The 26795-nt window shown below is 33.0% G+C and carries 15 protein-coding genes; 11 read left to right on the top strand and 4 right to left on the bottom strand.

Features of this window, described 5'->3' with window-relative positions; translation table 11 throughout:
• Positions 1-46: 46 nt before the first annotated feature.
• Both ES045_RS14245 and ES045_RS14250 read right to left on the bottom strand, forming a co-directional pair.
• Positions 47-1786 (bottom strand): RagB/SusD family nutrient uptake outer membrane protein, encoded by a 1740-nt coding sequence (locus ES045_RS14245; RefSeq protein ID WP_147116953.1) that lies wholly within the window; start codon positions 1784-1786, stop codon positions 47-49.
• Positions 1787-1798: 12 nt separating this feature from the next.
• Positions 1799-4912, bottom strand: a complete 3114-nt coding sequence (locus ES045_RS14250) for a SusC/RagA family TonB-linked outer membrane protein (RefSeq protein WP_147116954.1) — start codon at positions 4910-4912, stop codon at positions 1799-1801.
• 605 nt (positions 4913-5517) lie between these two features.
• On the opposite strand from ES045_RS14250, the gene ES045_RS14255 reads away from it, so the two are divergent.
• Together ES045_RS14255 and ES045_RS14260 are read left to right on the top strand one after the other, a co-directional pair.
• Positions 5518-8643, top strand: coding sequence for a SusC/RagA family TonB-linked outer membrane protein (locus ES045_RS14255; RefSeq protein WP_147116955.1), 3126 nt, complete (start codon positions 5518-5520; stop codon positions 8641-8643).
• Positions 8644-8662: 19 nt separating this feature from the next.
• Positions 8663-10576: a SusD/RagB family nutrient-binding outer membrane lipoprotein gene (locus ES045_RS14260; protein ID WP_147116956.1), complete on the top strand. Its 1914-nt coding sequence runs from the start codon at positions 8663-8665 to the stop codon at positions 10574-10576.
• Between the two features lie 185 nt (positions 10577-10761).
• On the opposite strand, the gene ES045_RS14265 is transcribed toward ES045_RS14260, so the two are convergent.
• Together ES045_RS14265 and ES045_RS14270 are read right to left on the bottom strand one after the other, a co-directional pair.
• The gene (locus ES045_RS14265; RefSeq protein WP_147116957.1) at positions 10762-11472 is read right to left on the bottom strand and encodes a LytR/AlgR family response regulator transcription factor; all 711 of its coding nucleotides are present in this window, start codon (positions 11470-11472) and stop codon (positions 10762-10764) included.
• A 46-nt stretch (positions 11473-11518) separates the two neighbouring features.
• Positions 11519-12316, bottom strand: coding sequence for a sensor histidine kinase (locus tag ES045_RS14270; protein WP_317131315.1), 798 nt, complete (start codon positions 12314-12316; stop codon positions 11519-11521).
• A gap of 530 nt (positions 12317-12846) precedes the next feature.
• Here ES045_RS14270 and ES045_RS14275 point away from each other — a divergent pair.
• The 9 genes from ES045_RS14275 (at position 12847) to ES045_RS14315 (ending at position 26723) form a co-directional block, all read left to right on the top strand.
• The gene (locus tag ES045_RS14275) at positions 12847-15102 is read left to right on the top strand and encodes a GH92 family glycosyl hydrolase (RefSeq protein WP_147116959.1); all 2256 of its coding nucleotides are present in this window, start codon (positions 12847-12849) and stop codon (positions 15100-15102) included.
• Positions 15102-16979: a sodium:solute symporter family protein gene (locus ES045_RS14280; RefSeq protein WP_147116960.1), complete on the top strand. Its 1878-nt coding sequence runs from the start codon at positions 15102-15104 to the stop codon at positions 16977-16979. Before ES045_RS14275 ends, ES045_RS14280 begins: the two co-directional genes overlap by 1 nt.
• 36 nt (positions 16980-17015) lie before the next feature.
• Positions 17016-17981 (top strand): glycoside hydrolase family 130 protein, encoded by a 966-nt coding sequence (locus ES045_RS14285; RefSeq protein ID WP_147116961.1) that lies wholly within the window; start codon positions 17016-17018, stop codon positions 17979-17981.
• 73 nt (positions 17982-18054) lie between these two features.
• Positions 18055-19128, top strand: a complete 1074-nt coding sequence (locus ES045_RS14290; protein WP_147116962.1) for a carbohydrate-binding family 9-like protein — start codon at positions 18055-18057, stop codon at positions 19126-19128.
• A 14-nt stretch (positions 19129-19142) separates the two neighbouring features.
• Positions 19143-20750 carry an alpha-L-fucosidase gene (locus ES045_RS14295; RefSeq protein ID WP_147116963.1) on the top strand — a complete coding sequence of 536 codons (1608 nt, stop codon included), beginning with the start codon at positions 19143-19145 and terminating at the stop codon, positions 20748-20750.
• Between the two features lie 26 nt (positions 20751-20776).
• On the top strand, positions 20777-21913 hold the full coding sequence (locus tag ES045_RS14300) for a glycoside hydrolase family 18 protein (RefSeq protein ID WP_147116964.1): 1137 nt from the start codon (positions 20777-20779) through the stop codon (positions 21911-21913).
• Positions 21914-21939: 26 nt separating this feature from the next.
• The gene (locus ES045_RS14305) at positions 21940-23055 is read left to right on the top strand and encodes a family 10 glycosylhydrolase (protein WP_147116965.1); all 1116 of its coding nucleotides are present in this window, start codon (positions 21940-21942) and stop codon (positions 23053-23055) included.
• A gap of 50 nt (positions 23056-23105) precedes the next feature.
• Positions 23106-24419 carry a sugar MFS transporter gene (locus ES045_RS14310; RefSeq protein WP_147116966.1) on the top strand — a complete coding sequence of 438 codons (1314 nt, stop codon included), beginning with the start codon at positions 23106-23108 and terminating at the stop codon, positions 24417-24419.
• 57 nt (positions 24420-24476) lie between these two features.
• The gene (locus ES045_RS14315) at positions 24477-26723 is read left to right on the top strand and encodes a GH92 family glycosyl hydrolase (RefSeq protein WP_147116967.1); all 2247 of its coding nucleotides are present in this window, start codon (positions 24477-24479) and stop codon (positions 26721-26723) included.
• The last annotated feature ends 72 nt before the right edge of the window (positions 26724-26795 follow it).

Consider the following 26795-nt stretch of genomic DNA (forward strand, 5'->3'; position numbering starts at 1 on the left):
ACGGGATTAATTCAAATAATCTAAACAAAATATTAATTATTTCTTTCTATTGCCATCCTGGGTTTTGAGAAACATTACCCTGACTTAATACTATTTGCTCTGTTGGTACAGGTGATAAATAATCTCTACCCAAATCAAACTGAAAACCAGACGGAAGACTGTTCAAGTATGGATCGATATTACCATCTCCATTCACTAAAATTGAAGTACCTATCTCTGCTGTAAATTCAGTTTCCATAGCACCACTTCCAACAATCTGAAATCCAGTTAATCTCTTACCAACAATTAACTCATCTGCAGCAGCCCAACGCATTAAATCGTCAAAACGTCTACCTTCTAAAGCCAACTCTACTCTACGCTCTCTTCTTACTTCATTAATCAAATCACTTACTGCTGTAAAAGCTTTGTTAGGGTCTGCTACTGGAACAATACTCATATTTGGCATATCTACACGAGCTCTTAATAAATTAATAGTGCTATTTAAATCTGCTTGTGTTAAAGTTCCTAATTCTGCTTTTGCTTCTGCATAATTTAAAAGTACTTCTGCGTATCTAAATATTATCGAACCTGTATCACTATCGTATCTTTGAGCTGCTTCTGTAGACCCCCCTTTATAAATTTGAAAACCTGTAGTATTTGTAATTTCATTATTTCCTCTAAATGTTGGAAACTCAAAAATTTCATTAGCTACTCCAGAGTTTTCTGTAATTAAATCACCAGGAGTACAAACCGTTTGCGCTAACCTAGGATCTCTGTCTGCTACAATGTCTGTAAGACTTGTTTCTTTACCTGAATTGTATAAAGGACTTACAGAAATAGGTTGACCATCAATAGCTAAATAAGTATCTACTAAAGATTTTGTTACACCGGTTCCTGAACCTGTATGAGGTAAATAATGACCAACACGATGACCTATACCAACTGATAAATCATATTTTTTCCAAAACATAACTTCTGGGTTTCCAGAGTAATCCTTTTGGTTAAATAAGTCCCAGTAAGTAGAAGACGTTCCGTTATTATAAATAGAATAAGCACTTTGATCTATTAAGGTTTTAGCAGCACTAGCAGCATGTCCTAAAAATTTTGCACTCTCATTTGTTGGAGCTGCAAACACAGTACCTTCATGATATTTTTCCCAAGTACCTTCGTACAAACCTACTCTAGATTTTAACGCTAACGCCATCCCCTGGTGCACTCTAAAAGCTTCCGCAGAACTTTGTTTCTTTAAACTGGTAATTGCTTTATCTAAATCTTCAATAATCTTCGTAGCCAATTCATTTCTTGGCATTCTCGCAGAAAACAATTCTGGCGAATCTGTATTTAAAGTTTTATCGATGTAAGGCACTCCTCCAAATCTTTTTAAAAGATTAAAATAGAACATAGCTCTAAAGAAATACGCTTCTCCGTTATAATGTGTAATTAACTGAGCATCTCCTTGTGCAGTTCCACTATTTTCAAGATAAAAGTTTACACTTCTAATGTTACCATAGTTCCAATTACCATCTGAAGAAGGTGCAAGTACTGCATTTCCTTCTAACCTACCATTTACAAAAATGTCTGCAAGGTTATCACTATTATTATCAAATTCAAAAGTACCTCCATTAAACCCTTGATGAACAGGGAAAGAAGTATAAAACTGATTTAGAAATAAAGCTAAATCGTTTGGTGTTTTCCAATATTGCTCAGGAGATATTTCATCTTGAGGAAATTGGTTGAGCAAATCATCTGAACAGCTAGAAAAGATAGCCATTGCAAACATTAAAGTAATTAATTTTATTTTTTTCATAATTTTATAGTATTAAAATTGAAGATTTAAACCTACTGAGAATGACTTTTGAAGTGGATAAATTTTTCCACTTCCCCAACGACCACCAGTTGCTTCTGGATCAAAAACACCAGAAATATCAGATATTGTAAAAAGATTTTCTCCAGATACGTATAACCTAAACTTATTAAGACCTAAATTATCTAAAACTGTTTTTGAAAAACTATAACCAACTGTAAGGTTTTTTAATCTTATGTATGATGCATCTTGTAAAAATCTTGTTTGTGTTTCTTGATTTCTCCAAGCACTTCTAAATGTAGGTCTTGGTAAATGTGCATTTGTATTTTCTGCAGACCAATAGTCTCCGTGTCCTTGAAGTGCAGCTGACTGCCATTGATTTCCTACGGCTCCGAAAGTATAAGCACCACCTGCCCATACGTCTTTTTTACCAACACCTTGCCAGAACATAGATAAATCAATTCCTTTATAATTCAATCCTCCGTTAATAGAATATTGGTATCTAGGTGTTGCGTTCCCAATAACCTTTCTATCTCCAGCATCATCAGTTGTACCATTACCCCAGTCTATTTGTCCGTCTCCATTAATATCAGCATATTTTACATCTCCAGGATACCAAACACCACCGTACATGGTAGATTGATCTATACCATTATCTATTTCATCTTGATTTTGATACAAACCAAGTGTTTCAAATCCCCAGATTTCACCAAGTTCTTGACCTTCACGATAGTTATTTAAAAGGTTGTTAGGATTACGATACTTTGTTACTGTAGTAACTGCATCAGATAAAACAACACCAATATTGTAACCTAAATCTCCTATATTATCTTTCCATTGAATACTAAAATCAAAACCTTTCGTTTCTAAAGAAGCATTATTTGCTTGTGGAGCACCAGTACCCAATAAAGCAGGAAAACGTTCTGATGGACCAAACATATCATCTGTAGTTCTTACAAAATATTCAAAAGTAGTTTGTAACCTATTATTAAATGCACCTACATCTAAACCATAATTCTGAGTACTAACAGTTTCCCATGTAATATTAGGACTAACTAGCCCTGGTGTTAAAGTATAATTTGGTCTACCACCACTACCTAACCACCAAAGATTAGTTCTAATAGGCATACGAGGTACATACAAATAATTTGCTACATTTTGATTTCCAATAGAACCTGTTGAATAACGTAATTTAAACATATTCACTCTGTCTATCTTCCAAAATTCTTCTTTAGCCATGTTATAACCTACTGATAAAGAAGGAAAAAAGTCCCAACGGCTATCTGGCGCAAATCTAGAAGATGCATCATAACGTCCGTTAACTTGAAAAAGGTATTTTTCTTTGTAATTATATTTGAATTCACCAAAATAACCTTGTGTTGTATAAGCACCTGCAGAATCACCTACATTATCTTCACCAACACCTGTAGAAATAGAAGGTACACCGTCTGTAATTAAATCATTTACAGAAGCCCCTACAGAACTATAACTTGTTTCTTCTTGTTGAAATCCTCCTAATACAGAAAAATTGTGTGCTTCATTAACACTCTTGTTATAAGAGACAACTAAATTAGGAGATACGTAAGTATTCTCATAAGAATAACGATAATAACTATTGTTTTGTCTTATCAAACGCTCTTCGCCATTAGGCTCTGTAACCCCTACTTTTGCATTATGTCTAGAAAAGTCATTTGCATTTTCTCTGTAATATAAACTTGCTTTAACCTTTAAATCTTTAATTGGTTCAAAAACTAAATCAAGACCTAAATTAGTGTCAGAGTTTTTAGATAATGCTCTACCTCCATTTAAAATAAAAGGAATTTCAGAACCATCACTATAACTACCATTTGGCATAACTACACCATTTACTGGCCAACGTCTTGCAATGTTATGAAGGTATAAACCTGTATCATAACTAGGTTTATCATTTTCTACTCTAGACATTCTTATATTTGCATTTACTGTAAACCAATCGGTCATTTTACTAGACACCTTAGTATTAAGTGTGTATCTCTGGTATTTATCATCCCCAAAATTCATTACTCCTGGAGCATCAAAAAAGGATCCTGATAAGTTATAGCTTAATTTTTTTTCGCTTCCTGCAAAACTTAAATTGTGTTGCTGACGTAAAACAACGTCTTTATACATTACATCAAACCAGTCTGTGTTACCATTTGAACCTGTATATTGTTGCCATCTTGTTCCTTGAGGATTCGCAACAGTTACTGGCGTATTTACTGGGTCTGCAGCATACGCTTTAATACGCCCTAAAACTTCGTCACTAAATATTGGCGATCCTCCTCCATTGGTTGCAGCTAAATTAAAATAGTTTGCAAAATCAATTGAGTTCATCATGTTTGGCGTATTCAAAGGTGATGAATAAATGAAGTTATTAGAATAGGTTACTCTATGTCCTTCTATACCTTCACCACTTTTGGTTTTCACTAAAATAACACCAAAAGCTGCACGAGAACCATAAATAGCACTAGCGGCAGCATCTTTTAAAACAGAAATAGTTTCTATATCGTCTGGGTTTATATCATTTAAACCAGAAGGATCACTTAAAGGAATATCATCTACAATTACTAACGGAGAACCTGTACCCTGAAGGTTACCAGCGCCACGAATACTAATATTCATAACTGCTCCTGGTTCACCACCAGAATTACCTACACTCAATTGCAAACCTGGCGCAGCTCCTTGAAGTGCTTGCATCACGTTCGTTACAGGCCTGTCTTTTAAGGCTTCAGAATCAATGGTACTAACCGCACCTGTTAAGTTTCCCTTTTTCTGAGTACCATAACCTACAATTATAATTTCATCTAACCCTTCGCTATCAACACCTAATCTTACGTTAATAGTTTCTTTACCACTTACTTTAACAAATTTAGTTGAATAACCAACATAGCTAAATTGTAAGGTCGCATTCGAACCTACTTTAATTGAATAATTTCCATCAAAATCAGAAACCACCCCATTTTTAGTCCCTTGTTCAATAACATTCACTCCGAACAAAGGAGTACCGTCATCTAAGTCGGTTATTGCTCCTTTTACTGTAACCTGCGCTTGAACCGCCATAAAGCTGAGCAAAAAAAACGCGAACAGTAATTTACTTACTTTTTGAATCATAAAATTTAGTTTAAATTTAGTTTGAGTTATATAATTATGTATTACATAAAAACGAATTTAAAATAAGTGTTAATTGTAAGTTAATTATTTCGACAAACAACAACTAAACAGCTCTAAAGGAATGTTTTTTAAGATTAATTTAACATACATAACTCAAACAAGACCACTAACTTGCTGTTTTATAGGTAAATTAAAGAGAGTAAAGTTACTATTGATAACCAAAAATAAATTTGAATACAAAATCTGTTTTTAAGCTTTGTAAAAAATCATACCTCACGTTTACCCTTCAATAAAAAGTATTTTAAAACTTAAAAACAATCAAAATATTATAAAAAATGAAGGAATATATTTTGAAAAAAAGCTAATTTTCAAGCGTAATTTTAAAAATTTAATAGTTAAATAGTAGTCTATAAAAAGGCATCATCTATTTTATATAAAGGCCTATCCAACTGCATAAATATACTAGTTCTTAAGAGTTTACAAAGGTCCTTAAAAGTACAATTAAAAGGTTTCTCTACCAACTCAGCTCTATAATTGTTATTAGTCGAAAATATTTATTTTACATTTATTTTTTCGATTAATTTACTAAACAAAAATAATTAATTATGACAAAAAAGGTACTTAGATTGCTGTTTATGTTTGGAGTATTCTGCACATGCGGTATGATGCAAGCGCAAACAACAGTAAAAGGGGTGGTTATTGATACTGCAACAGGTTTCGGTCTTCCGGGAGCAAGCGTAATGATTAAGAACACCTCAAACGGAACAACAACAGATTTTGATGGTAAATACAGTATTAAGGTTGCAAAAGCCAATGCTGTTTTACAATTTACTTACATGGGGTATGTAACTCAGGAAAAGGCCTTAAATGGTGCAGCTGTTATAAACATTTCTTTAGCAGAAGATGTAAATCAATTGAATGAAATAGTAATAACCGCTCTTGGTATTAAAAGAGAAAGAAAATCTTTAGGTTATGCTGTGCAAGAAGTAAAAGGAGAAAGCTTAACAGAAGCAAGAGAAACTAACGTAGCCAACGCTTTAGCTGGTAAAATAGCGGGTGTGCAAATTATTAAAGGAAGTAATGGTCCTGCGAGTTCTTCTAAAATTGTTTTAAGAGGTAACAGTTCTTTATCTGGTGACAACCAACCTTTAATTGTGGTTGATGGTATTCCTATGGACAACTTTACAGGTGCTGATAATACAGATTTTTTCAATCCATCTCAAGATTTAGGGAATGGTTTAGGAGATTTAAATTCAGATGATATCGAAACGATGACTGTTTTAAAAGGTGCTTCTGCAGCAGCTTTATATGGTTCTCGTGCTGGTAATGGTGTTATTTTAATTACAACCAAAACAGGGAAATCTAGAAAAGGTTTAGGTATTACAGTTTCTGTAACTACTGGTTTTGAAAGATTATTTATTAAGCCAAAAACACAAAAGTCCTTTGGGCAAGGTAACGAAGGTATCTATGTAAATAATTCTGGTTCTAGCTGGGGTCCTAAAATTGAAGGACAATCAGTAGCAGATTGGAAAGGTGATCAAGTTTCTTTAAGAGCTTATGATAATTTAGATAACTTTTACAATGGTGGCTTTAGCCAAAATTATAGCGTATCTTTTCAACAACAAGCTACAGAAGCAACATCTCTATATACTTCTGTAAATTATTTAGAAAATGAAAGCAATATTCCTGGATCTACATTAGAAAGATTAAACCTTACCACTAGAGCTGTCTCTAAATTTGGTGAAGACAATAAATGGACAACAGATGTTAAAGTACAATACATCAATGCAAATGCTGGTAACAGACCTTTAAATGGTAGTAATAATAACAATGCTTTTGGTACGGTAGCACAATTACCTGTATCTGTAGATATCACTCAGTTTCAAAATAGTTCTGATGAATTTGGTAACATGAGATGGTATGTTTCAGAAAATGCTGAAAATCCATATTGGTCTGTAAAAAATAGGTTAAGTGAAGATGCTAGAGATCGTTTCTTATTAAATGGATCTTTAAAATATAAATTTAATGACTGGTTAAGTTCTGAAGTAAATGCAGGAGCAGATTTATATACAACCACAACAGAATCTAAATTATATTCTGGCAGCCCAGATAGTGAAACAGGTAGATATAGTTTTGGTAAAGATTCTTTTATCGAGAAAAATTACAGTTTACTATTACTTGCTAATAAAGATGATGTTATTGGTAAATTTGGTGGTGCAGTAACACTTGGTGGTAACATAATGGCAAGATCTTCTAATTTTATTAGAGGAAGTTCTGGTGACTTAGTAGTTCCAAACTTATTTACGTTGAATAACGGAGTAAATCCTTCAAACATCAACCAAGGTTCTAGAGAGAAAAAAATAAACTCTATTTATGGTACATTCCAAGTAAATTATAACGGCTATTTATTTGTAGATTTTACTGCTCGTAATGACTGGTCTTCTACATTGAGTGAAGAAAACAGATCTTTTTTCTATCCGTCAATAAGTACTTCTTTTGTATTTACTGATATGTTAAAAAAACAAAATGTAGATTTACCTAGCTGGTTAACTTTTGGTAAAGTTAGAGCATCGTATGCTACTGTTGGTAATGACTTAGGAGAATATGAACTTTACAACTATTATACTGTTGGTAATGATGCTAATAACAACACTACTGCAGGTACTAACAATGTACTATTTAACCCAGATTTAAGAAGTGAATTAATTAAATCTAAAGAAATAGGTGTCGAAGGAAGATTCTTTAACAATCGTTTAGGTTTAGATTTTGCAATGTATCAATCAAATGCAACAAATCAGTTAATCAACTTACCTTTAGACCCTTTAAGTGGTTACAACTCTAAAAAAGTAAACGCTGGTGATGTTCAGAACAAAGGTTTTGAATTGTCTCTAAACGGTAAAATTTTACACAACCCAGAAGGTTTAAATTGGGAAGCAAGCATCAACTACTCTCAAAATGACAATACAATTGAGCGTTTAGCTGAAGATGTAACACAATTTCGTTTGGGAGGGTATGACAACTTAGCTGTTTTAGCTATTGAAAAAGGAGTATATGGTGAAATTTGGGGAACTAAATATGCACGTGTTCAAGATGTCGCAAGTGCTAATTTTGGCCAAATTATTGTGGATGGCAACGGTTTACCAACAGCTACTTCAGATAAATTTAAATTAGGTGAACAACAACCAGATGCTTTAATTAGTTTTTCAAATACATTTACTTACAACAATTTATCTCTTGGTTTCTTAGTGGATGCAAGTATTGGTGGAGAAATATTCTCTGGCTCTAATTTAGCATTACAACAATCGGGAACTGCAGCTGAAACAGTTGTAAACGGATTAAGAGAAGACTTCATCTTAGAAGGTGTTGTTAGTGATGGTGGCTCTGGTTTTGTTGCAAACACTACCGCAGTATCTCCTCAAGATTACTGGACAGCCATAACAGCAAGATCGGGTAACTTAGGTATCAATGAAGCAAATATTTACGATGCTACACATGTAAGGTTAAGAAATGTAAACCTTAATTATAACTTAAAAAGTAATTGGTTAACAACCTCAGGTATCCAAAGTGCTAAAATTGGAATTTCTGCAAACAACGTTTGGATGATAAAAAATAACTTAAATGGTATCGATCCAGAATCTGTATTTGCTACATCTACCAATGCTACAGGTTTTGAATATCTTTCACCACCAACAACAAGTAGCGTATTCTTGAATGTATCTTTAAGTTTCTAAAAATTAAAAAATATAAGTAATGAAAAAAATATTAAAAAAAGCGAACTTACTTGGCGTAATGCTGTTGGCATTTATATCTTGTTCAGATTTTGAAGAGATTAATGTGAACCCTACAGCTGCAAGTGAGGATCAAGTACAAACAGAGTATTTTATTAATAGTTCTATTGGTGGCACACAACAAAACCCACACATTGCAGAACGTATATTTATTCTTTATTGGGATGATGCAGGTAGAATGACCAGAGTAGGTACATTATCTGAAGGAAGCTCTAACGATGGATGGTCTAGTGATTATTACAACGGATATGTATCTTCTTGGTTAAGAAACATAAACGCTGGTATTGAAATTGCTGATAAACAAATAGCTTCAGGAAACTTTAAAGAGCACACACCAAACCTTAAACAAGTTGCTAGAATTTGGCGTGCTTATATTATGAGTGAAATGACAGACAATTTTGGACCAATTCCTATCAACGGTTTTCAAGGTGTAAATCCAGAATATAGTAATGTAAAAGAGGTTTACTACTATATGTTACAAGAATTAAATGAAGCTACGGCTGCTTTAGATTTATCCGTTTCAAACCCTGGTGATGCATTAAAAAAATTAGATCCAGCTTATGGATACGATTATGCCAAATGGCAGAAATATGGCAACTCTTTAAGAATGCGTTTAGCGATGCGTTTGTCTGAAGTAGATCCTGCAAAAGCACAGTCTGAATTTGAAGATGCTGCTAATAATACTTTTATTTCTGACGCATCAGAAAACTTCAAAGTAAAAGAAGTTGCTGGCTGGAATGATTATACAGGTGTAATGACGAGACAATGGTGGGATCATGAAGTTTCTGCAACGCTTAACAATTTAATGATTGGTTTAGGTGGTGTAACCTCACAAAGCATGCTGTCTGCAGATAAACACAGTCATATTAAACCCGCAAATTATATGGGACTTAAATTTGATAATCATTTTTCTAGTATGACAAATGATCCTTCTGCAGGTTTCTTTTTCGATGGTTTACAAAACACGATCGATCCAAGAGCTTATGATTTATTTAAAATTCCTGGAGATTTTAGCGATCCAGAATTTAATGCATATCCTTCATGGAATAGCAATGCATCAATTACAAAAAGAAACCTTGTAGATGCTTCAGATACTGTTGTGAAAGAAATTGAAGCAGCTTTTACTTGGAATGCTTATGCTGCAGGTAATTGGGGTGAAAAAGGATCTAAAAACAAAGTATACGGTTTTACAGGTACATTACCTCGATTAGCTAACAAATACAGAAATGATTCTAATAGCAGAATATTCTTTGCTTCTTGGGAGTCTCACTTTTTAATTGCTGAAGCTGCTTTAAGAGGATGGAATGTACCTATGACTGGGCAAGTAGCTTACGAAAAAGGGATTGCAGACAGTTTTACTTATAACGGTGTTTCTAGTCAATTAGGAGACTACCTAACTTCTCAAGACTATAGTAGAGTAGGAACTTCTGTTAGCTGGACACATACAATCGAACCAGCTGCAACTATTGCTGTAACTTACGTAGACGGGTATACAGCTACTGCAGGTAATATGAATTTAAAGTACCCAGAAAACACAATCTATAAAAATGGTGCTATAAAAAATGACCTTTTAACAAAGATTATAACTCAGAAATTTATTGCACAAACGCCATGGTTACCTTTGGAAACTTGGAGTGATCACAGAAGACTTGGATTGCCATTTTTTGAAAATGCTGCAATTGAAAAGCCTTTAACTGATATGCCTCAATTAACGAATGGAAATTTCATGACGAACAGCATTAATTTTTATGGGCAACGTTTAAAATACCCTTCAAACTTCTCAAGCAATATTCCTGGTGGATACGAACAAGCAGTTGATAAATTAGGTGGTCCTGATAGTGTTTTTACCCCTTTATGGTGGGCACAACAGAACTAAATAATAAAAGTAGTTTAGAATAAACTATTTATTTTTTTGAATTATTTGATTGAAAGGAGCGTTTTAAAAATGCTCCTTTCTTTTTGCAGAAAAGTGAAGCAAAAAAAAAACAGTTCGCAAAGAATTATTCTTTATGAACTGTTTAAATTATAATAGCAAGCAAGTATATTTTTATTCAAAAAAAACTACATAGAAGAGCTTAATACCTTTTCTTTTACATCATGAATGTAAGACCTACCAATAACATACTTCATACCATCTATTTCGATGCAATTGCCTTCTACGGCGTCAATTTTATCCATAGCAATGGTGTAAGATCTATGTATTCTAATAAAGTTCTTAGCAGGTAAAAGCTTTGTAAAATCAGATAATGTGCTGTGAATCATAAACCGACCAGAAGTTGTATTAATCTTCAAATAATCTTTAAGACACTCAATAACCAATATTTCATCTAAAAATATCTTTTTCATTTTTTTCTTATCAATTTTAACAAAAAGATAAGGGCGCGTTTGATTCGTTTCTGTTGTTACTTTATCTGTATCTAACCTATTATAAACCTTATTTAAAGCTTTCATAAATCTAGGAAAATCAAAAGGTTTTACTAAATAATCTAGCACATCTAATTCATACGTTTCAATAGCAAACTCAGTATAAGCACTCGTCACAATAATTAAAGGAGGGTTTATTAAACTTTTTATAAAATTAAGTCCGTCTAAAACGGGCATGTTAATATCTAAAAAAATAACATCAACAGTATTGTCCTTTAAAAAATTTAAAGCATCAATAGCATTGTTAAACGTATTTATTAATGTTGCACCTTCAATTTGCTCTAAATAGTTTTTTACAACATTAACAGCTAAAGGTTCATCATCAATAATTAAGCATTTTATTTTCATTCGTTCTCGTTTTCATAAAACTCTGTTTTTCACAATAAAAGTATCTTTAAGTTACTTTTATTTGTAGGTGTACAGAAAATTTATTTTCATTATTTATAGTTAATTTATAATCGTTTTTTTGATAGCCTAAAGTTAACCTTTTTTTTACATTTTCTAAACCGATACCACTAGAATGTTCAAAAGTGTTTTCATTGTTAATTATTGTTGGTAAAGGATTGGTAATTGTAAAATACAAAAAGTCTTCTTTTACAGCAAAGTCTATTTCAATCTTCCTAACACCTATGTTCTTATTAACACCATGTTTAAAGGCATTTTCAACAAATGTAAGTAGTAAAATAGGTGCAATTTCTTTGTCTTGAATATCCCCAGAAATAGACATATTAATTTCTAAGGAGTCGTCGTGACGAATTTTTTCTAAATCTAAATAATTTTGAATACAACATATTTCGTTTGACAACGATTGCCTTTGAGACTTTGTTTCATAAAGAAGATAACGCATTAGTTCTGAAAGCCTCATAATAATTTTTGGTGTTTTTTCAGACTTTTCTAAAGCTAACGAATGTATATTATTAAGCGTATTAAAAAAAAAGTGCGGAGAAACCTGTGCTTTTAAAAACAACAGTTCTGTTTCTAATTGCGTTTTTTCAAGATCTGCAACTCGTTTTTGCTTCTCTAAAAAATCTAAAGTAACTTTAATCGCTGTCACAAAAGTAATCACATACACCTCTCCTATCATCATGTCTAAAACATAATTTAATGACAATGAACTTATAGGATCTGGGCCTTCTGGCCAGACTTCATTACTTATTAAAAAATAGGTTAAATTGAATTTTGCGATCACCATTAAAAATATAACAGTAAAAAACAAAGTTATGTATAGCGTATACTTTTTTTTGAATAAAAATTTTGGCATCAAAAAAAAGATATTAAAATAGCATAAAGTAATGTGTATCGGAAACCCTAAAAGATTCGTTTTTAACGAATATAAATAATCATTAAAGTAACTTCCCCAGCGAAATGTGTTAAAAAGAAAATAGACAGACCAAAATACAATGTGATGTCTAAAAGATATTTTATGCAGGTGATTGGATGTGAAATTCATTAAAAAAAACTTTTTTTTGATGTTTAGGAGCGTTGTTATGTTGTCTGTCTAAATTTGTTTTAATAGTGGTTAAATTTATGAATTTTTATAGATTAAATATATCTTGGCTTTTTATTTTTAATAAAAATGTATTCTGTAGATATTATTTAAGAGATATAGAACAACGTTTTGTTTTTGGAAATATAAGGAATAGAATTCATTCTATTTATCCAATAACAAGTTTAAAAAATAGAAAAAAGAAAATAGTAGTTTACTAATTCAGAGGAACACATATGAAAAAAAAATACCTATTAATTATTTGCACTATTTTAATTGCAAGCTGTACTAAAAAAACAGGCAACTCAAATACGAATCAAAAAGCTTCAATTAGTTACGTAGATCCTTTTATAGGAACTGGCGGTCATGGACATACATATCCAGGTGCTACGGTTCCTTTTGGTATGCTACAAGTAAGTCCTGTAAATGGAGTTAGTGCATGGGACTGGTGTTCTGGCTATCATTATTCAGACTCTATCGCTGTTGGTTTTAGTCATTTAAGTTTAAGCGGAACAGGTATTGGAGATTTGGCTGATATCATTTTTATGCCTGTAAATAAAGAAGTAGATTTATCTGTGAATCCGCAATCGAGAGATAGTATTTCTTACAAATCTTCTTACAGCCACGAAAATGAAAAAGCATCTCCTGGGTATTATCAGGTTTTTTTAGAAGATCATGCTATTAATGTAGAATTAACAACCTCTAAAAGAACTGCAAACCATAAATACACATATAAAAAAGAGGATAAAAACTCAGTTGTAATCGATTTAGGATTTGCCATCAATTGGGACAGACCTTTAGAAACTTCCTTAAAAATTGAAGATGAATTTACCATAACCGGAACGCGATTCAGTAAAGGTTGGGCTAATAACCAAAAAGTATTTTTTGTTGCTAAATTTTCGAAACCAATTACAAGATACAAATTATATGCAGATGGTCATTTAACAGATACAAGAACAGCAAAAAGCACAAAAACAGCCACACAATTATTTTTTGAAACGGATGTTAAAAATGAATTACAAGTAAAAGTAGCACTCTCTTCTGTAAGTGTAGAAAATGCGAAAGACAATTTAGATACGTCTGATTTTAATTTTGAAAACGTAAAAACAGCCGCAGAAAATTCTTGGGAGAAAGCATTGTCTAGCTTTAATATAGAAACGAAAACAGATTCTTTAAAAACTATTTTCTATACAGCATTATATCATGCACAACTTGCTCCTGTTACTTTTAGTGATAAAAACGGACAATTTAGGCTAGAGAATGACAGTATTGCAAACGCAGAAAACTATACTGCGTATTCTACTTTATCTCTTTGGGATACTTTTAGAGCAGAACACCCTTTATTAACATTAATTGCTCCTGATAAAACATCTGATATGATCAACTCGATGTTGGCATATTATGAAACGAAAAAAATATTACCAGTTTGGACTTTGTACGGAAACGAAACAAATACAATGACAGGGTATCATTCTATACCCGTAATTGTAGATGCTTATAAAAAAGGCATTCGTGGTTTTGATGCTGAAAAAGCATACGAAGCGATGAAAAACACGATGATGCAGGACGAACGTGGCTTAAATCATTACAAAAAGTATGGCTATATTCCTTATAATTTAATAGATGAATCTGTAACCATTTCTTTAGAATATGCATACGATGATTGGTGTGTTGCAGAAATGGCAAAAATGTTAGGAAAAGAAGATGACTCTCAATTTTTCTTAAATCGCTCTAAAGCATATCAACACTTGTTTGACAAAGAAAGTGGATTTATGCGTGGAAAATCTGAAGATGGTAAATCTTGGAACGAACCTTTCGACCCTAAACATTCGAACCACAGAGAACAAACAGATTACACAGAAGGAAATGCTTGGCAGCACAGTTGGTTTGTACCACATGCAGTCGATAATTTAATAGAAATTCATGGAAGTAACGAAGTTTTTGCTAGTCGTTTAGAGCAACTATTTACAGAAAGCTCTGAAATTACAGGAGACAATGTTTCTGCGGATATTACTGGTCTTATCGGTCAATATGCACATGGAAACGAACCTAGTCATCATATTGCGTATATGTTTAATCACGCAGAACAACCTTGGCGAACACAATTTTGGGCACGTCATATTATGGATACGCAATATAATACGACTCCAAACGGATTGAGTGGAAATGAAGACTGCGGACAAATGAGCGCTTGGTATGTTTTGAGTTCTATGGGCTTATACCCTATGAATCCGGCTTCTGGTGAATACGAAATTGGAACGCCGATTTTTGAAAAAGCAACCATGAATCTTCCAAATGGAAAAACATTTACTATTGAAGCAGAAAATGTATCTGATAAAAACATCTACATACAGTCTGCAACCTTTAATGGCAAAGATTTTAATAAGACAGCAATCTCTCATCAAGATATTTTAAAAGGTGGCACTTTACATTTTAAAATGGGTGCTGAACCAAACAAACAATGGGGAATTTCTAAAAACATGCAAGAATAATGGATATTATCGATGCGTCAATTATAGCAATATACATTGTTTTAACACTTGTTGTTGGAATTTGGATTTCCAAAAGAGCTTCCAAAGGATTAGATTCTTATTTTTTAGGTGGTAAATCTATAAAATGGTACTATTTAGGATTAAGTAATGGCTCTGGAATGTTCGATATTTCTGGAACAGCCTTAATGGTAGGTTGGCTTTTTCTATACGGAACAAAAAGTTTTATGTTGATGTGGCTTTGGCCAATATGGAATCAGATTTTTATTATGATGTTCCTAGCCGTTTGGATTCGACGCTCTAATATTATGACCGGTTCTGAATGGATTTTAACTCGTTTTGGTGATGATAAAGCAGGTAGAGCTTCTCATAAAATCGTCGCTATTTTTGCGGTTATTGCTGCCATCGGATTTATTGCCTACTTTTTTGAAGGTGTTGGTAAATTTATGACTGTTATTTTACCTTGGGATTTAGCATTGATTTTAAATGCTTCAGAAATATTAACTTCAGAACAATCGTATGCGCTAATCATTATTTTCCTAACAACCATTTACACCATAAAAGGCGGTATGTTTTCTGTAGTTGCTACAGAAGTTTTGCAATACGGAATTATGGTAATTGCGGGTATTTTAGTAGCTGGTTATACTTTTTTCGCTTTTAGTGATGTTGAAATTACAAGCGTGATTACAGAACAATGGAAAAATGTGTTTTTTAGCTGGGAATTAGACACCCATTGGGATTCTAAATTTCAAAAATTTAATGATTTGATAGATTCCGAAGGTTATAAAATGTTTGGTGCTTTAATTGGGATGAGTTTATTTAAGGGCTTTTTTGCAAGTATTGCAGGTCCTACACCAAGTTTCGATATGCAACGAATTTTATCAACAAAAACAGTAAAAGAGGCTGCATACATGAGTGGTTTTACAAACCTAGTATTGTTCATACCACGGTATTTATTAATTGGTGGTGTTGTAGTAATTGCTTTGGTGGTTCTAGCACCTCAAATGGCGGCAAATCCTAATCTTACTGGCGCAGATTTAGAAATTTTATTACCACAAGTAATTAATTTCCATGTTCCTGTAGGTATTAAAGGGTTACTATTAGCAGGTCTTTTAGCGGCATTTATGTCTACTTTTTCTGCTTTTGTAAATGCAGGTCCTGCGTATATTGTAAATGATATCTATAAAAAATATTTTAAACCAGAAGCAACCGACAAACATTATATAAAAGCGAGTCATATTGCCTCTTTTGCAGTGGTTGGTTTGGGTGTTTTTATGGGCTTTTTTGCAGACTCCATTAACTCATTAACTTTATGGATTACCAGTTCTTTATTTGGTGGTTATGTGGCTGCAAATTTCTTAAAATGGATTTGGTGGCGCTTTAATGGTTGGGGGTATTTCTGGGGAATGTTATCTGGTTTAATCATTGCCAGCTTACAGTTTTTATTAGATCAAAACAAAGGAAGTTTCTCTGAAGGAACAATTTTATATGATTTATCACATGTTTCTGCCATTTACTTATTTCCAGTAATATTCGGTGTGTCGCTATTGGGTTCATTTTTAGGAACCTTTTTAAGCAAACCTACAGATATGAACGTTCTAAAAGCATTTTATAAAAATGTGCATCCTTGGGGATTTTGGAAACCAGTTTTAAAAGAATTGAAAAAAGACAACCATAAAATAGAAAGAAATTCCGATTTTTGGTCAGACATGTTAAACTGCGCCATTGGTATTGTTTGGCAATCTAGTATGATTGTTTTACCAATCTATTTTATCATTAGAGATTATCCAAAAGCATTTATTTCATTGGGTGTATTTGTAGTAACTTCGATTATTTTGAAGTTTACATGGTTAGATAAAGTTAGAAAAATACCAAATTAAAAAATAATAAGATTGACATTAAAAAATAAAGCAAATATGAATTCAATTCCTTGGCAAGATAAACCAGAAGGTTGCACTGATGTAGTTTGGAGATATTCTGAAAACCCTGTAATTAACAGGTACGACATCCCATCATCTAACAGTATTTTTAATAGTGCTGTTGTTCCTTTTAAAGATGGTTTTGCAGGTGTTTTTAGGTGTGATAACAAAGCGGTACAAATGAATATTTTTGCTGGCTTTAGTAAAAACGGAATTGATTGGGACATCAATCATGAGCCAATTGAAATGCAAGCCGGAAATACAGAAATGATAGAATCTGACTATAAATACGATCCTCGTGTGGTATTTATTGAAGATAGATATTGGATTACTTGGTGTAATGGCTATAACGGACCAACAATCGGAATTGGGTATACCTTCGATTTTAAAGAATTTTTTCAATGTGAAAATGCCTTTTTACCTTTTAACCGAAATGGTGTATTATTTCCGCAAAAAATAAACGGAAAATACGCAATGTTAAGTCGCCCAAGTGACAACGGTCACACACCTTTTGGTGATATTTACATTAGTTACAGCCCAGATATGAAATATTGGGGAGAACATCGCTGTGTAATGAAAGCAACACCTTTTGAAGATAGTGCGTGGCAATGTACCAAAATTGGCGCAGGCCCAATTCCTATTTTAACAGACGAAGGTTGGTTAATGATTTATCATGGGGTGATTAATACGTGCAACGGTTTCCGTTATGCAATGGGATCTGCACTTTTAGATGAAAACGAACCAGATAAAGTTAAATATAGAACGCAACCTTATTTATTAGGGCCAGCAGAACAATATGAAACTACCGGAGATGTGCCTAATGTAGTGTTTCCTTGTGCTGCATTGCATGATGTAGAAGAAGATAAATTGGCTATTTATTATGGAGCTGCAGATACTGTGGTTGCAATGGCATTTGGTAAGTTGAGTGAAGTAATTCAATATACAAAAGAGAATAGTTTATAAAATTTTTAGACCGTTGAGTTTATTAAAACAACTGAAAGGTCTCAATCAATTTTCATCATAAATAAGAATAAAAATGATTTTAAATTTTCAATATTTGTCGATTTTATGTTGTTTTTTAACAACAATAACTACTGCACAATCAAAGGTTGAAATTACGCCAGAAAATTATATTGCGTATCATACTTCTGAAGCAATTCTTATTGATGGAAATGAAAAGGATGTTTCTTGGGATAAAGTAGCATGGTCCGCACCTTTTATAGATATTCAAGGTGTAAAAAAACCAACCTATAAAACCCAAATAAAGATGCTTTGGGATGATACATATTTCTACATTTTAGCTAAAATGGAAGAACCACACGTTTGGGCAGATATTACAGAACGTGATGCTATTATTTTTCATAATAATGATTTTGAAGTATTTATAGATCCAGATGGTGATACACATAATTACTATGAAATTGAAGTCAATGCCATCAATACCATTTGGGATTTATTCATTACAAAACCTTATAGAGAGTTAAATAATGTGGCTTTAAATGATTGGACCGCAACCGGAATGAAATCTGCTATCACAATTGATGGGACCCTAAATAACCCGAACGATACCGACAAGGGTTGGATTCTTGAAATGGCGATTCCTTGGAGTGTTTATAAGAAATCTTATTTTGAGAAAAATGTTCCTAAAGACGAATTTTGGCGTGTAAATTTTTCTAGAGTAAATTGGGATTACCAAATTACTGACGGAAAGTACGAACGCAAGAAAGATGCTAACGAAAAACATCTTCCTGAATACAATTGGGTTTGGTCTCCACAAGGAGTCATTAATATGCACGAACCAGAAAAATGGGGCTATGTTTATTTTTCTTCCAAAGAAGTTGGAAAAAAAGATACGTTTGAAATTCCGAATGAGGAGAAAATAAAATGGGAATTGTATCAGTTATACCGTACTCAAAAGAAGTATTTTACTGTAAATAAAAGTTGGGCTACTACTATTGAAAAATTAACGCTATCACCAATAATTATAGATGGAAAAAAAATAAACCCTAAACTTGAAAATCATCGTTTTGGTTGGACTATTTTTGTAGATAGTCCTTTTTCTAATAAAACGTTAATTATTAAAGAAGACGGTAAATTAATTACGCACTAAACAAAAAAACGAACATGAAATTAAATACCTTTATTATATTTATAGTATGCTTTTTAAGCTTTTCTTGCTACGCTCAAGACAAAGAATTGTCTTGGAAAGAATTGGGTGAAAATTATGAATTTCCTGAATGGTACACAGAAGCTCGATTTGGAATTTGGGTACATTGGGGTGCACAAACAGAACCATTACAAGGTGGAGGCTGGTATGCAAGACACATGTATATGGAAGATGTAGGAAAAGAGAAATGGGGGAGAAATGCATATTCTTATCACAAAAATAAATTCGGTCATCCATCTGAGATTGGGTTTAAAGATGTTCTTAATGAATGGAAGGCAGAAAAACTAGATACCGATGCACTTGTAAGGTATTTTAAGAGTATTGGCGCAAAATATTTTGTGGCTTTGGCGAACCATCATGATCATTTTGATAATTTCGATTCGACACATCACCCATGGAACTCTGTAAATATGGGGCCAAAACGTGATATTATCGGAGAATTTGAAAAATCAACTAAAAAATATGAGATGCCGTTTGGCGTTAGTTCACATGACGACCGCTTTTTGGGTTGGTGGTTGCCTGCTTTTGGTGCGGATACTGCAGGACCTCATAAAGGTGTTCTTTATGATGGGCACATGACAGTTGAAGACGGAAAAGGAAAATGGTGGGAAGGTTTAGATCCTGCAGATTTATATGGTTTACCTCCGGCTGAAAGAACTCCTGAATACATTGAAAAAGTAAAACAAAATTGGATGTTACGCCATAAAGAATTAGTTACTAAATATGACATCGACATGATTTGGTTTGATGGTTATAACTTTCCTTATAACGAATATGGAAAAGAAGTCTGTGAAACTTTTTTCAATAATAAACGTGATAATACTGGAAAAATTAATGCTGTTGTAGCTGGTAAATTTCATAATGAGCCTTCAACCGTTAAAGATATTGAGCGCGGTGGAGCTTCTGAAATATTACCGTATCCATGGCAAGGAATAACAACACTTCGAACTTGGTTTTATAAAGAAGATACCCATGCAATGGACTATAGACATAGTGCTAAAACAGTTATTGAAACTTTAGCCGATTACAATAGTAAAAATGGAAACCTATTGCTAAATGTAGAACTTTTAGGCGATGGAACCATTCCTACAACTCAGAAAATAATTTTAGATGAAGTTGGTGCTTGGATACACCAAAATAGTGAAGCAATTTATGCTAGTAAACCATGGAAAATATATGGTGATAATCTAAATTCTTACCTAAAGGTATTGGAAGAAAGTGGCATTGGAGAGGCAGATCTAGAGGCTTTAAAAAAGCAAAAAAGTCAGGAGCATTTTAATGAAAGAACACTAAAAAGCACTGCTTATGGTAGTGATGAAGTGCGGTTTACCACCAATGGAAATGTATTGTATATGTTTGTCCTGAATCCTTCAGAGGGAAAAATAGAAATTCCATCATTAGGATTACATTCAAAACAAAAACCTGGTAAAATAAGTTCAATTGAAATAATCGGTAGTGATGCTCATGTTGAATTTAAGCAAGGTAAAAAGAAACTTATGCTTATAGTACCAGCAAAACGTCCTAACAAATTAACAACAGTTTTTAGAATAAAAGGAGTATTATGATGATCATAAGTAAAGCAATAAAGAAGATGAAATTCATAACATACTTTTTCCTTTTACCTTTATTTCTTGCGTGTACTAAAACCGTAGAGAAACAAAATATAGTACAGGAAGAAAAGCAAATTGAGCATTATAAAATTATTGGTTATGCCGCTGGTTATGAAAATTATGATTTCTCAAAAATTGATGCGACTAAATTAACACACATCAATTTTGCATTTGCAAATATTGTAGATGGTAAAGCGAAGTTTGAGTTAGAGACAGATGAAGCTAAAATTGCGACGCTGATATCGCTAAAAAAACAAAATCCAGCTTTAAAAGTATTATATTCTGTAGGTGGTTGGGTTTGGTCTGATCAATTTTCTACCATGGCAGCTTTTGAAAGCTCTCGAAAGAAGTTTGCAGAAAGTTGTGTAAACTTATTATTAGAACATGGTTTTGATGGCGTAGATTTAGATTGGGAATATCCAGGTCAACGTGGTGAAGACAATCCTTTTCGTCCTTCAGACAAAGATAATTTCACCTTGCTTTTGGCAGAAATTCGCAAAGCTTTAGATGTTGAAGGAAAGAAAAATAATACCCATTATTTGTTAACCATTGCTACAGGAGCTGATGAAACGTATATAGAACAAACTAATTTGGGGGAAGTGCATCAATACCTCGATTTTATAAATGTAATGTGTTATGATTTTTATCAGGGTTGGTATTATCAAACAGGACATCATGCAAATTTATATCCTTCAGAAAAAGATACATACAATGTAAATAGCGGAGTAGATGCTATGGAAAGACATTTGGAAGCAGGTGTGCCAGCAGATAAATTAGTCTTGGGAATTCCTTTCTATGGAAGACAATGGAAAAAAGTAAGTTCAACAACAGACGGTTTAAATGATCATTCTCAAGAAGGTGGTTATATTGTGTCTTACAAAGAGCTTAAAGAAAGAATAGCTAACGGAAAATATAAAGAAATGTATGACGAATCTGCAAAAGCTTCCTATTTATGGAGTGAAACCGATAGTACATTTGTTTCTTGGGAAACGGCTAAAGACGTTAAATTAAAAGCAGCGTTTATAAAGGAAAAAGGATTTGGTGGAGCTATGTTCTGGGAATATAGTTTAGACAAAGATCAAGAATTATTAAACACTCTTTTTGAAGGTTTAGAGTAGTTATAAAGTATAAAAAACAGGTTTTAATGAAAGTAAAATTCCCATTATTTATTTTGTCTATTTTTTTTATAATAGGCTGTAATCAAACGCAAAAAGTAAAACAGATAAATTCATCTGATATTTTAGCAGAAAAAGTTGATGCCTTTACTTTTGGAACTTGGATTACTTCCAATAAAGAGAAAACAAACGATGCTTACACTACAGAATTTAAAAGATACAAAGCTGGTGGAATTGATGAACTTTTAATAAACACAGGAACAGATCCTAAAGAACTGGCTCGTTTAGCTCCTTTAGCTGCCAAAGAAGGTTTAAAAGTACATGCTTGGATTATGGCTGTAAACAGACCAGGAGATACAATTGCGTTACAACACCCAGAATGGTATATGGTGAATAGAGATGGTAAATCTTGTTTTGACACGAGACCTTATGTAGGTTATTACCAATGGTTGTGCCCAACAAGAACCGAGTCTAGAAATCATATTTTAGGTTTGGTAGAAGGTTTGTCTAAAGTTGACGGAATTGAAAGTGTTCACTTAGATTACATTCGTTTTCCAGATATTTTCTTGCCAATCGGTTTGCTTCCAAGGTACGACCTAAAACAAGAGACTGAAATGGCAGAGTTCGATTTTTGTTATTGTGAAGTTTGCATTCGTGAGTTTGAAAAAATTCATCATAAAAACCCTTTAGAAAGCAAAAATACAGCAATTGATATGGAATGGAAAAATTTCAGATTAAATGCTATTCGAAACCTAGTGAATGATGCTTATGAAATTGTTCATAAGAACAATAAAAATTTAACAGCTGCTGTTTTTCCATATCCAGAAATGGCCGATCATATGGTACGTCAACGCTGGGACAAATGGAATATTGACGCGGTATACCCTATGATTTATCACGGTTTTTACAATGAAGAAATCGATTGGATTGGGTATGCAACAAAACAAGGTGTAACAGATTTAGAACATAAAGATGTAGCTGTAAACACTGGGGTATATTTACCTCCTTTTTCTTCAAGTGAAGAATTAAAGCAAGCCATTTATTTAGCGAAAGAAAATGGCGCAAAAGGAATTACTTTTTTTGATGGTCCGCAATTAACAGATGACTATTTAAAAACAATCAAAGCAGTTAAGGAAACGCTATAAATAGAGAAATATCTTTAATGTATAAATTATAATCAGAAATAAAGCATACCATGTCAAATCAAAAATCCTACCGTTCCGCATTTATCTTACTAACTGTTTTATTTTTCCTTTGGGGCTTTATAACAGTTCTTGTAGATTCTTTGATTCCGCGTTTGCGCGAATTATTTACATTAACTTATTTTCAAGCAGGTTTGGTACAATTTGCATTTTTCGGTGCCTTTTTTTTACTATCGATTCCGGCAAGTTATATTCTATCTAAAATAGGGTATAAAAGAGGTATTATATTAGGATTGTTAACCATGGCATTAGGTTGTCTTCTTTTTTACCCAGCAGCATCTTACCGTGAGTTTGGCATTTTTATGTTAGCCTATTTTATTTTGGCTGCAGGAATAACCGTTTTACAAGTAGCAGCCAACCCTTTTGTTGCTGTCTTGGGTTCTGAAGGTGGCGCCTCTAGTCGTTTAAACTTGTCGCAGGCATTTAATTCATTAGGAACAGCAGTAGCTCCCGTAATTGGTGCGATGTTTATTTTAAGTGATGTGATAAAAACTAAAGATGAAATTGCGGTACTTGATGGAGCTGCAAAAGAAGCATACTTGTCAACAGAAGCCGCTGCGGTTCAAACGCCATTTTTAGGGTTGGCAGCATTTATAGGTTTGATCGCTTTGGTCTTCTTATTTGCAAAATTACCAAATATGATTTCTGAAGCTTCCACAGGAACGTATCGTGAAGCTTTTAAAAACAAAAAATTAATGCAGGGTGTATTGGCTATTTTCTTTTACGTTGGTGCAGAAGTAGCTATTGGAAGTTATTTAGTAAACTACTTTTTAGACATGAATCTGGTATCGGTTATTAAAGAAAATGGCATGATGAAATCTATTGCAGAAGCCATTTTAAACTCTGGTTTAGCCGAAAAAGATGACAAAGCAGTTGTTGGCGTTTTTGTTACCTTTTATTGGTCTGGTGCTATGATTGGTAGATTTGCAGGCGCTTATCTTACCCGCATAATGAAACCAGGAAAAGTGTTGGCTATTTTTGCTTCTATTTCTATTGGTCTAATTATAATGTCTGTAAGTACCGTTGGTTTGGTAAGTATGTGGAGTATTTTGGCTGTTGGTTTATTCAATTCTATTATGTTCCCAACAATTTTCACTTTAGCTATTGATGGTATTGGTCATTTAAAACCTAAAGCATCAGGTTTATTATGTACAGCTATTGTTGGTGGTGCCATCATCCCTCCTACTTTTGGGTTTTTAACAGATTATATTGCTTTTAAAAACGCATTGCTTTTAATAGTGCTGTGTTATGCGTATATTCTTTGGTTTGGTTACAAAAATGGAAAAGCAGAAGTTACTGTCCTATAATTTTAAATAAGAATGAAAACTACTTTTTGGTGAAATTAAATTTTAGAATCTAAATTAATGAAAAAATACGGTCTACTATATTTACTCAGTTTTCTTTTTTTACTACAATGTAAAGAACCTGAAAAAACATCAATACGAGAAAATCTTACAGATTTTGTGAATCCGTTTATCGGTACAGATGGTCCTGGAAATACCTATCCTGGTGCAACTGTTCCTTACGGCATGGTGCAATTAAGTCCAGATATTGGTATTCCTGGTTGGGATAGAATTGCAGGTTATTTTTATAAAGATTCTATTATTTCTGGTTTTTCACACATGCATTTATCAGGAACCGGAGCTGGAGATTTATATGATATTTTAATAATGCCTACCAATAGTAAATTTTCAAAACGAATAGAAATCAATAATTTTAAACCCTATTCAAGTTTTTCACATGAAAAAGAATCCGCTTCCCCTGGTTATTATTCGGTTGATTTATTAGACTACGGTATTAAAGCTGAATTAACAGCGACAGAAAGAACGGGTATTCATAAATACACGTTCCCAAAAGATGACAGTACACAAATTCATATCGATTTAGGCTATGCGCTAAATTGGGACAGTCCTACAGAAACTCATTTTAAAGTAATTAATACTACTACAATCGAAGGTTATAGAAAGTCTTCTGGTTGGGCAAAAGACCAACGCGCATATTTTGTGATTAAAGTATCAAAACCTTTTAAAGACTATCAATTATTTAAGAATGATACGCTTACAAAATCTCCTGTTACTGGTAAAAACACCAAAATAATTTTAAATTATTCAATGGAAGAAGGTGAAGAAATTATTTTAAAAACAGGCCTTTCAACTGCAACTATTGATGGCGCTTATCAATCCTTAGAAAAAGAGGCTCCTAATTTTAATTTTGAAGCCTTAAAGAATCAAGCGAAAGAGAAATGGGAAAAACAACTTCAAAAAATAGTTATCACCACAAAAGACGATACTAAAAAACGCATTTTTTACACAATGTTGTATCAATCGATGTTGGCACCAACTTTATTAAGCGATCATAACGGAAATTATAAAGGGGCCAATGATTCTATCATGAATGCTGATGGTTTTGATAGATATGATACGTTTTCATTATGGGATACGTATAGAGCAGCACACCCATTATATACCATTTTGCATCCTACTAGAGTTTCAGACATGGTAAATTCTATGCTTGCTCATTACAAAGAAACAGGTTTATTACCGGTTTGGTCTATGCAAGGAAATGAAACCAATATGATGATTGGTTACCACGCAGTTCCTGTAATTGTAGATGCTTATTTTAAAGGAATTAAAGATTTTGATGCTGAATTGGCATACGAAGCATGTATTGCAAGTGCTACAGATACATCAAGAGAAATTGATAAATACATGCAATTGGGATACGTACCGATTGACGAACAACATGAAGATTGGTCAGTTTCTAAAACCCTAGAATATGCATACGGAGATTGGTGTATTGCACAATTTGCAAAAGCATTAGGAAAAACAGAGGATTACAATACGTTTTTAAACCGTTCTGAAAATTGGCGAAATGTGTACGATTCTAAAAGTACATTTATGCGTCCTAAGTCTAACAACGGACTTTTCTTAAAAGATTTTATTCCTAAAGATTATTCTCCTTATTTCTGCGAAAGTAATGCTTGGCAATATTTTTGGTCTGTGCAACATAATATTGAAGGTTTGGTAACTACTGTTGGTGGAAAAGAAAATTTTGACAAAAAGCTAGATGCTATGTTTACTTTAGATCCGCTTCCAGAAGATAAGTTACCAATTTTTAGTACTGGAATGATTGGTCAATACGCCCACGGAAATGAACCTAGTCATCACGTAGCATATTTGTATAATTATATTGACAAACCATGGAAAACACAAAAATTAATTCGTGAAATTTTAGAAACACAGTATAAAAATGAACCGAACGGACATTGTGGTAATGAAGATTGCGGACAAATGTCTTCTTGGTATATTTTTAGTGCCTTAGGTTTTTACCCTGTAAATCCTGCACAAGGAGTTTACGCTTTTGGTTCTCCTATTGTTGATAAGGCGACCCTCAATTTAGAAAACGGAAAAACCTTTACTGTACAAACAATAGATAACAGTTCTGAAAATAAATACATTCAAGAAATTACTTTAAATAATAAGGTTATAGAAAGAAGTTACATCACACATACAGAAATTATGCAAGGTGGAAAATTGATTTTTACAATGGGAAATACTCCTAATAAAAACACCAAAAGATCTATGGCAGCAACTTCTAAAATGTATCAATAAAAAAGTAAAAGAATAGAAAAAAGAAGCCACGTTAAAGTGTTTTCGTATAATTAAAAAAGATTGATAATTAAA

The sequence above is a fragment of the Polaribacter sp. IC073 genome, assembly GCF_007997075.1.
Taxonomy (GTDB): domain Bacteria; phylum Bacteroidota; class Bacteroidia; order Flavobacteriales; family Flavobacteriaceae; genus Polaribacter.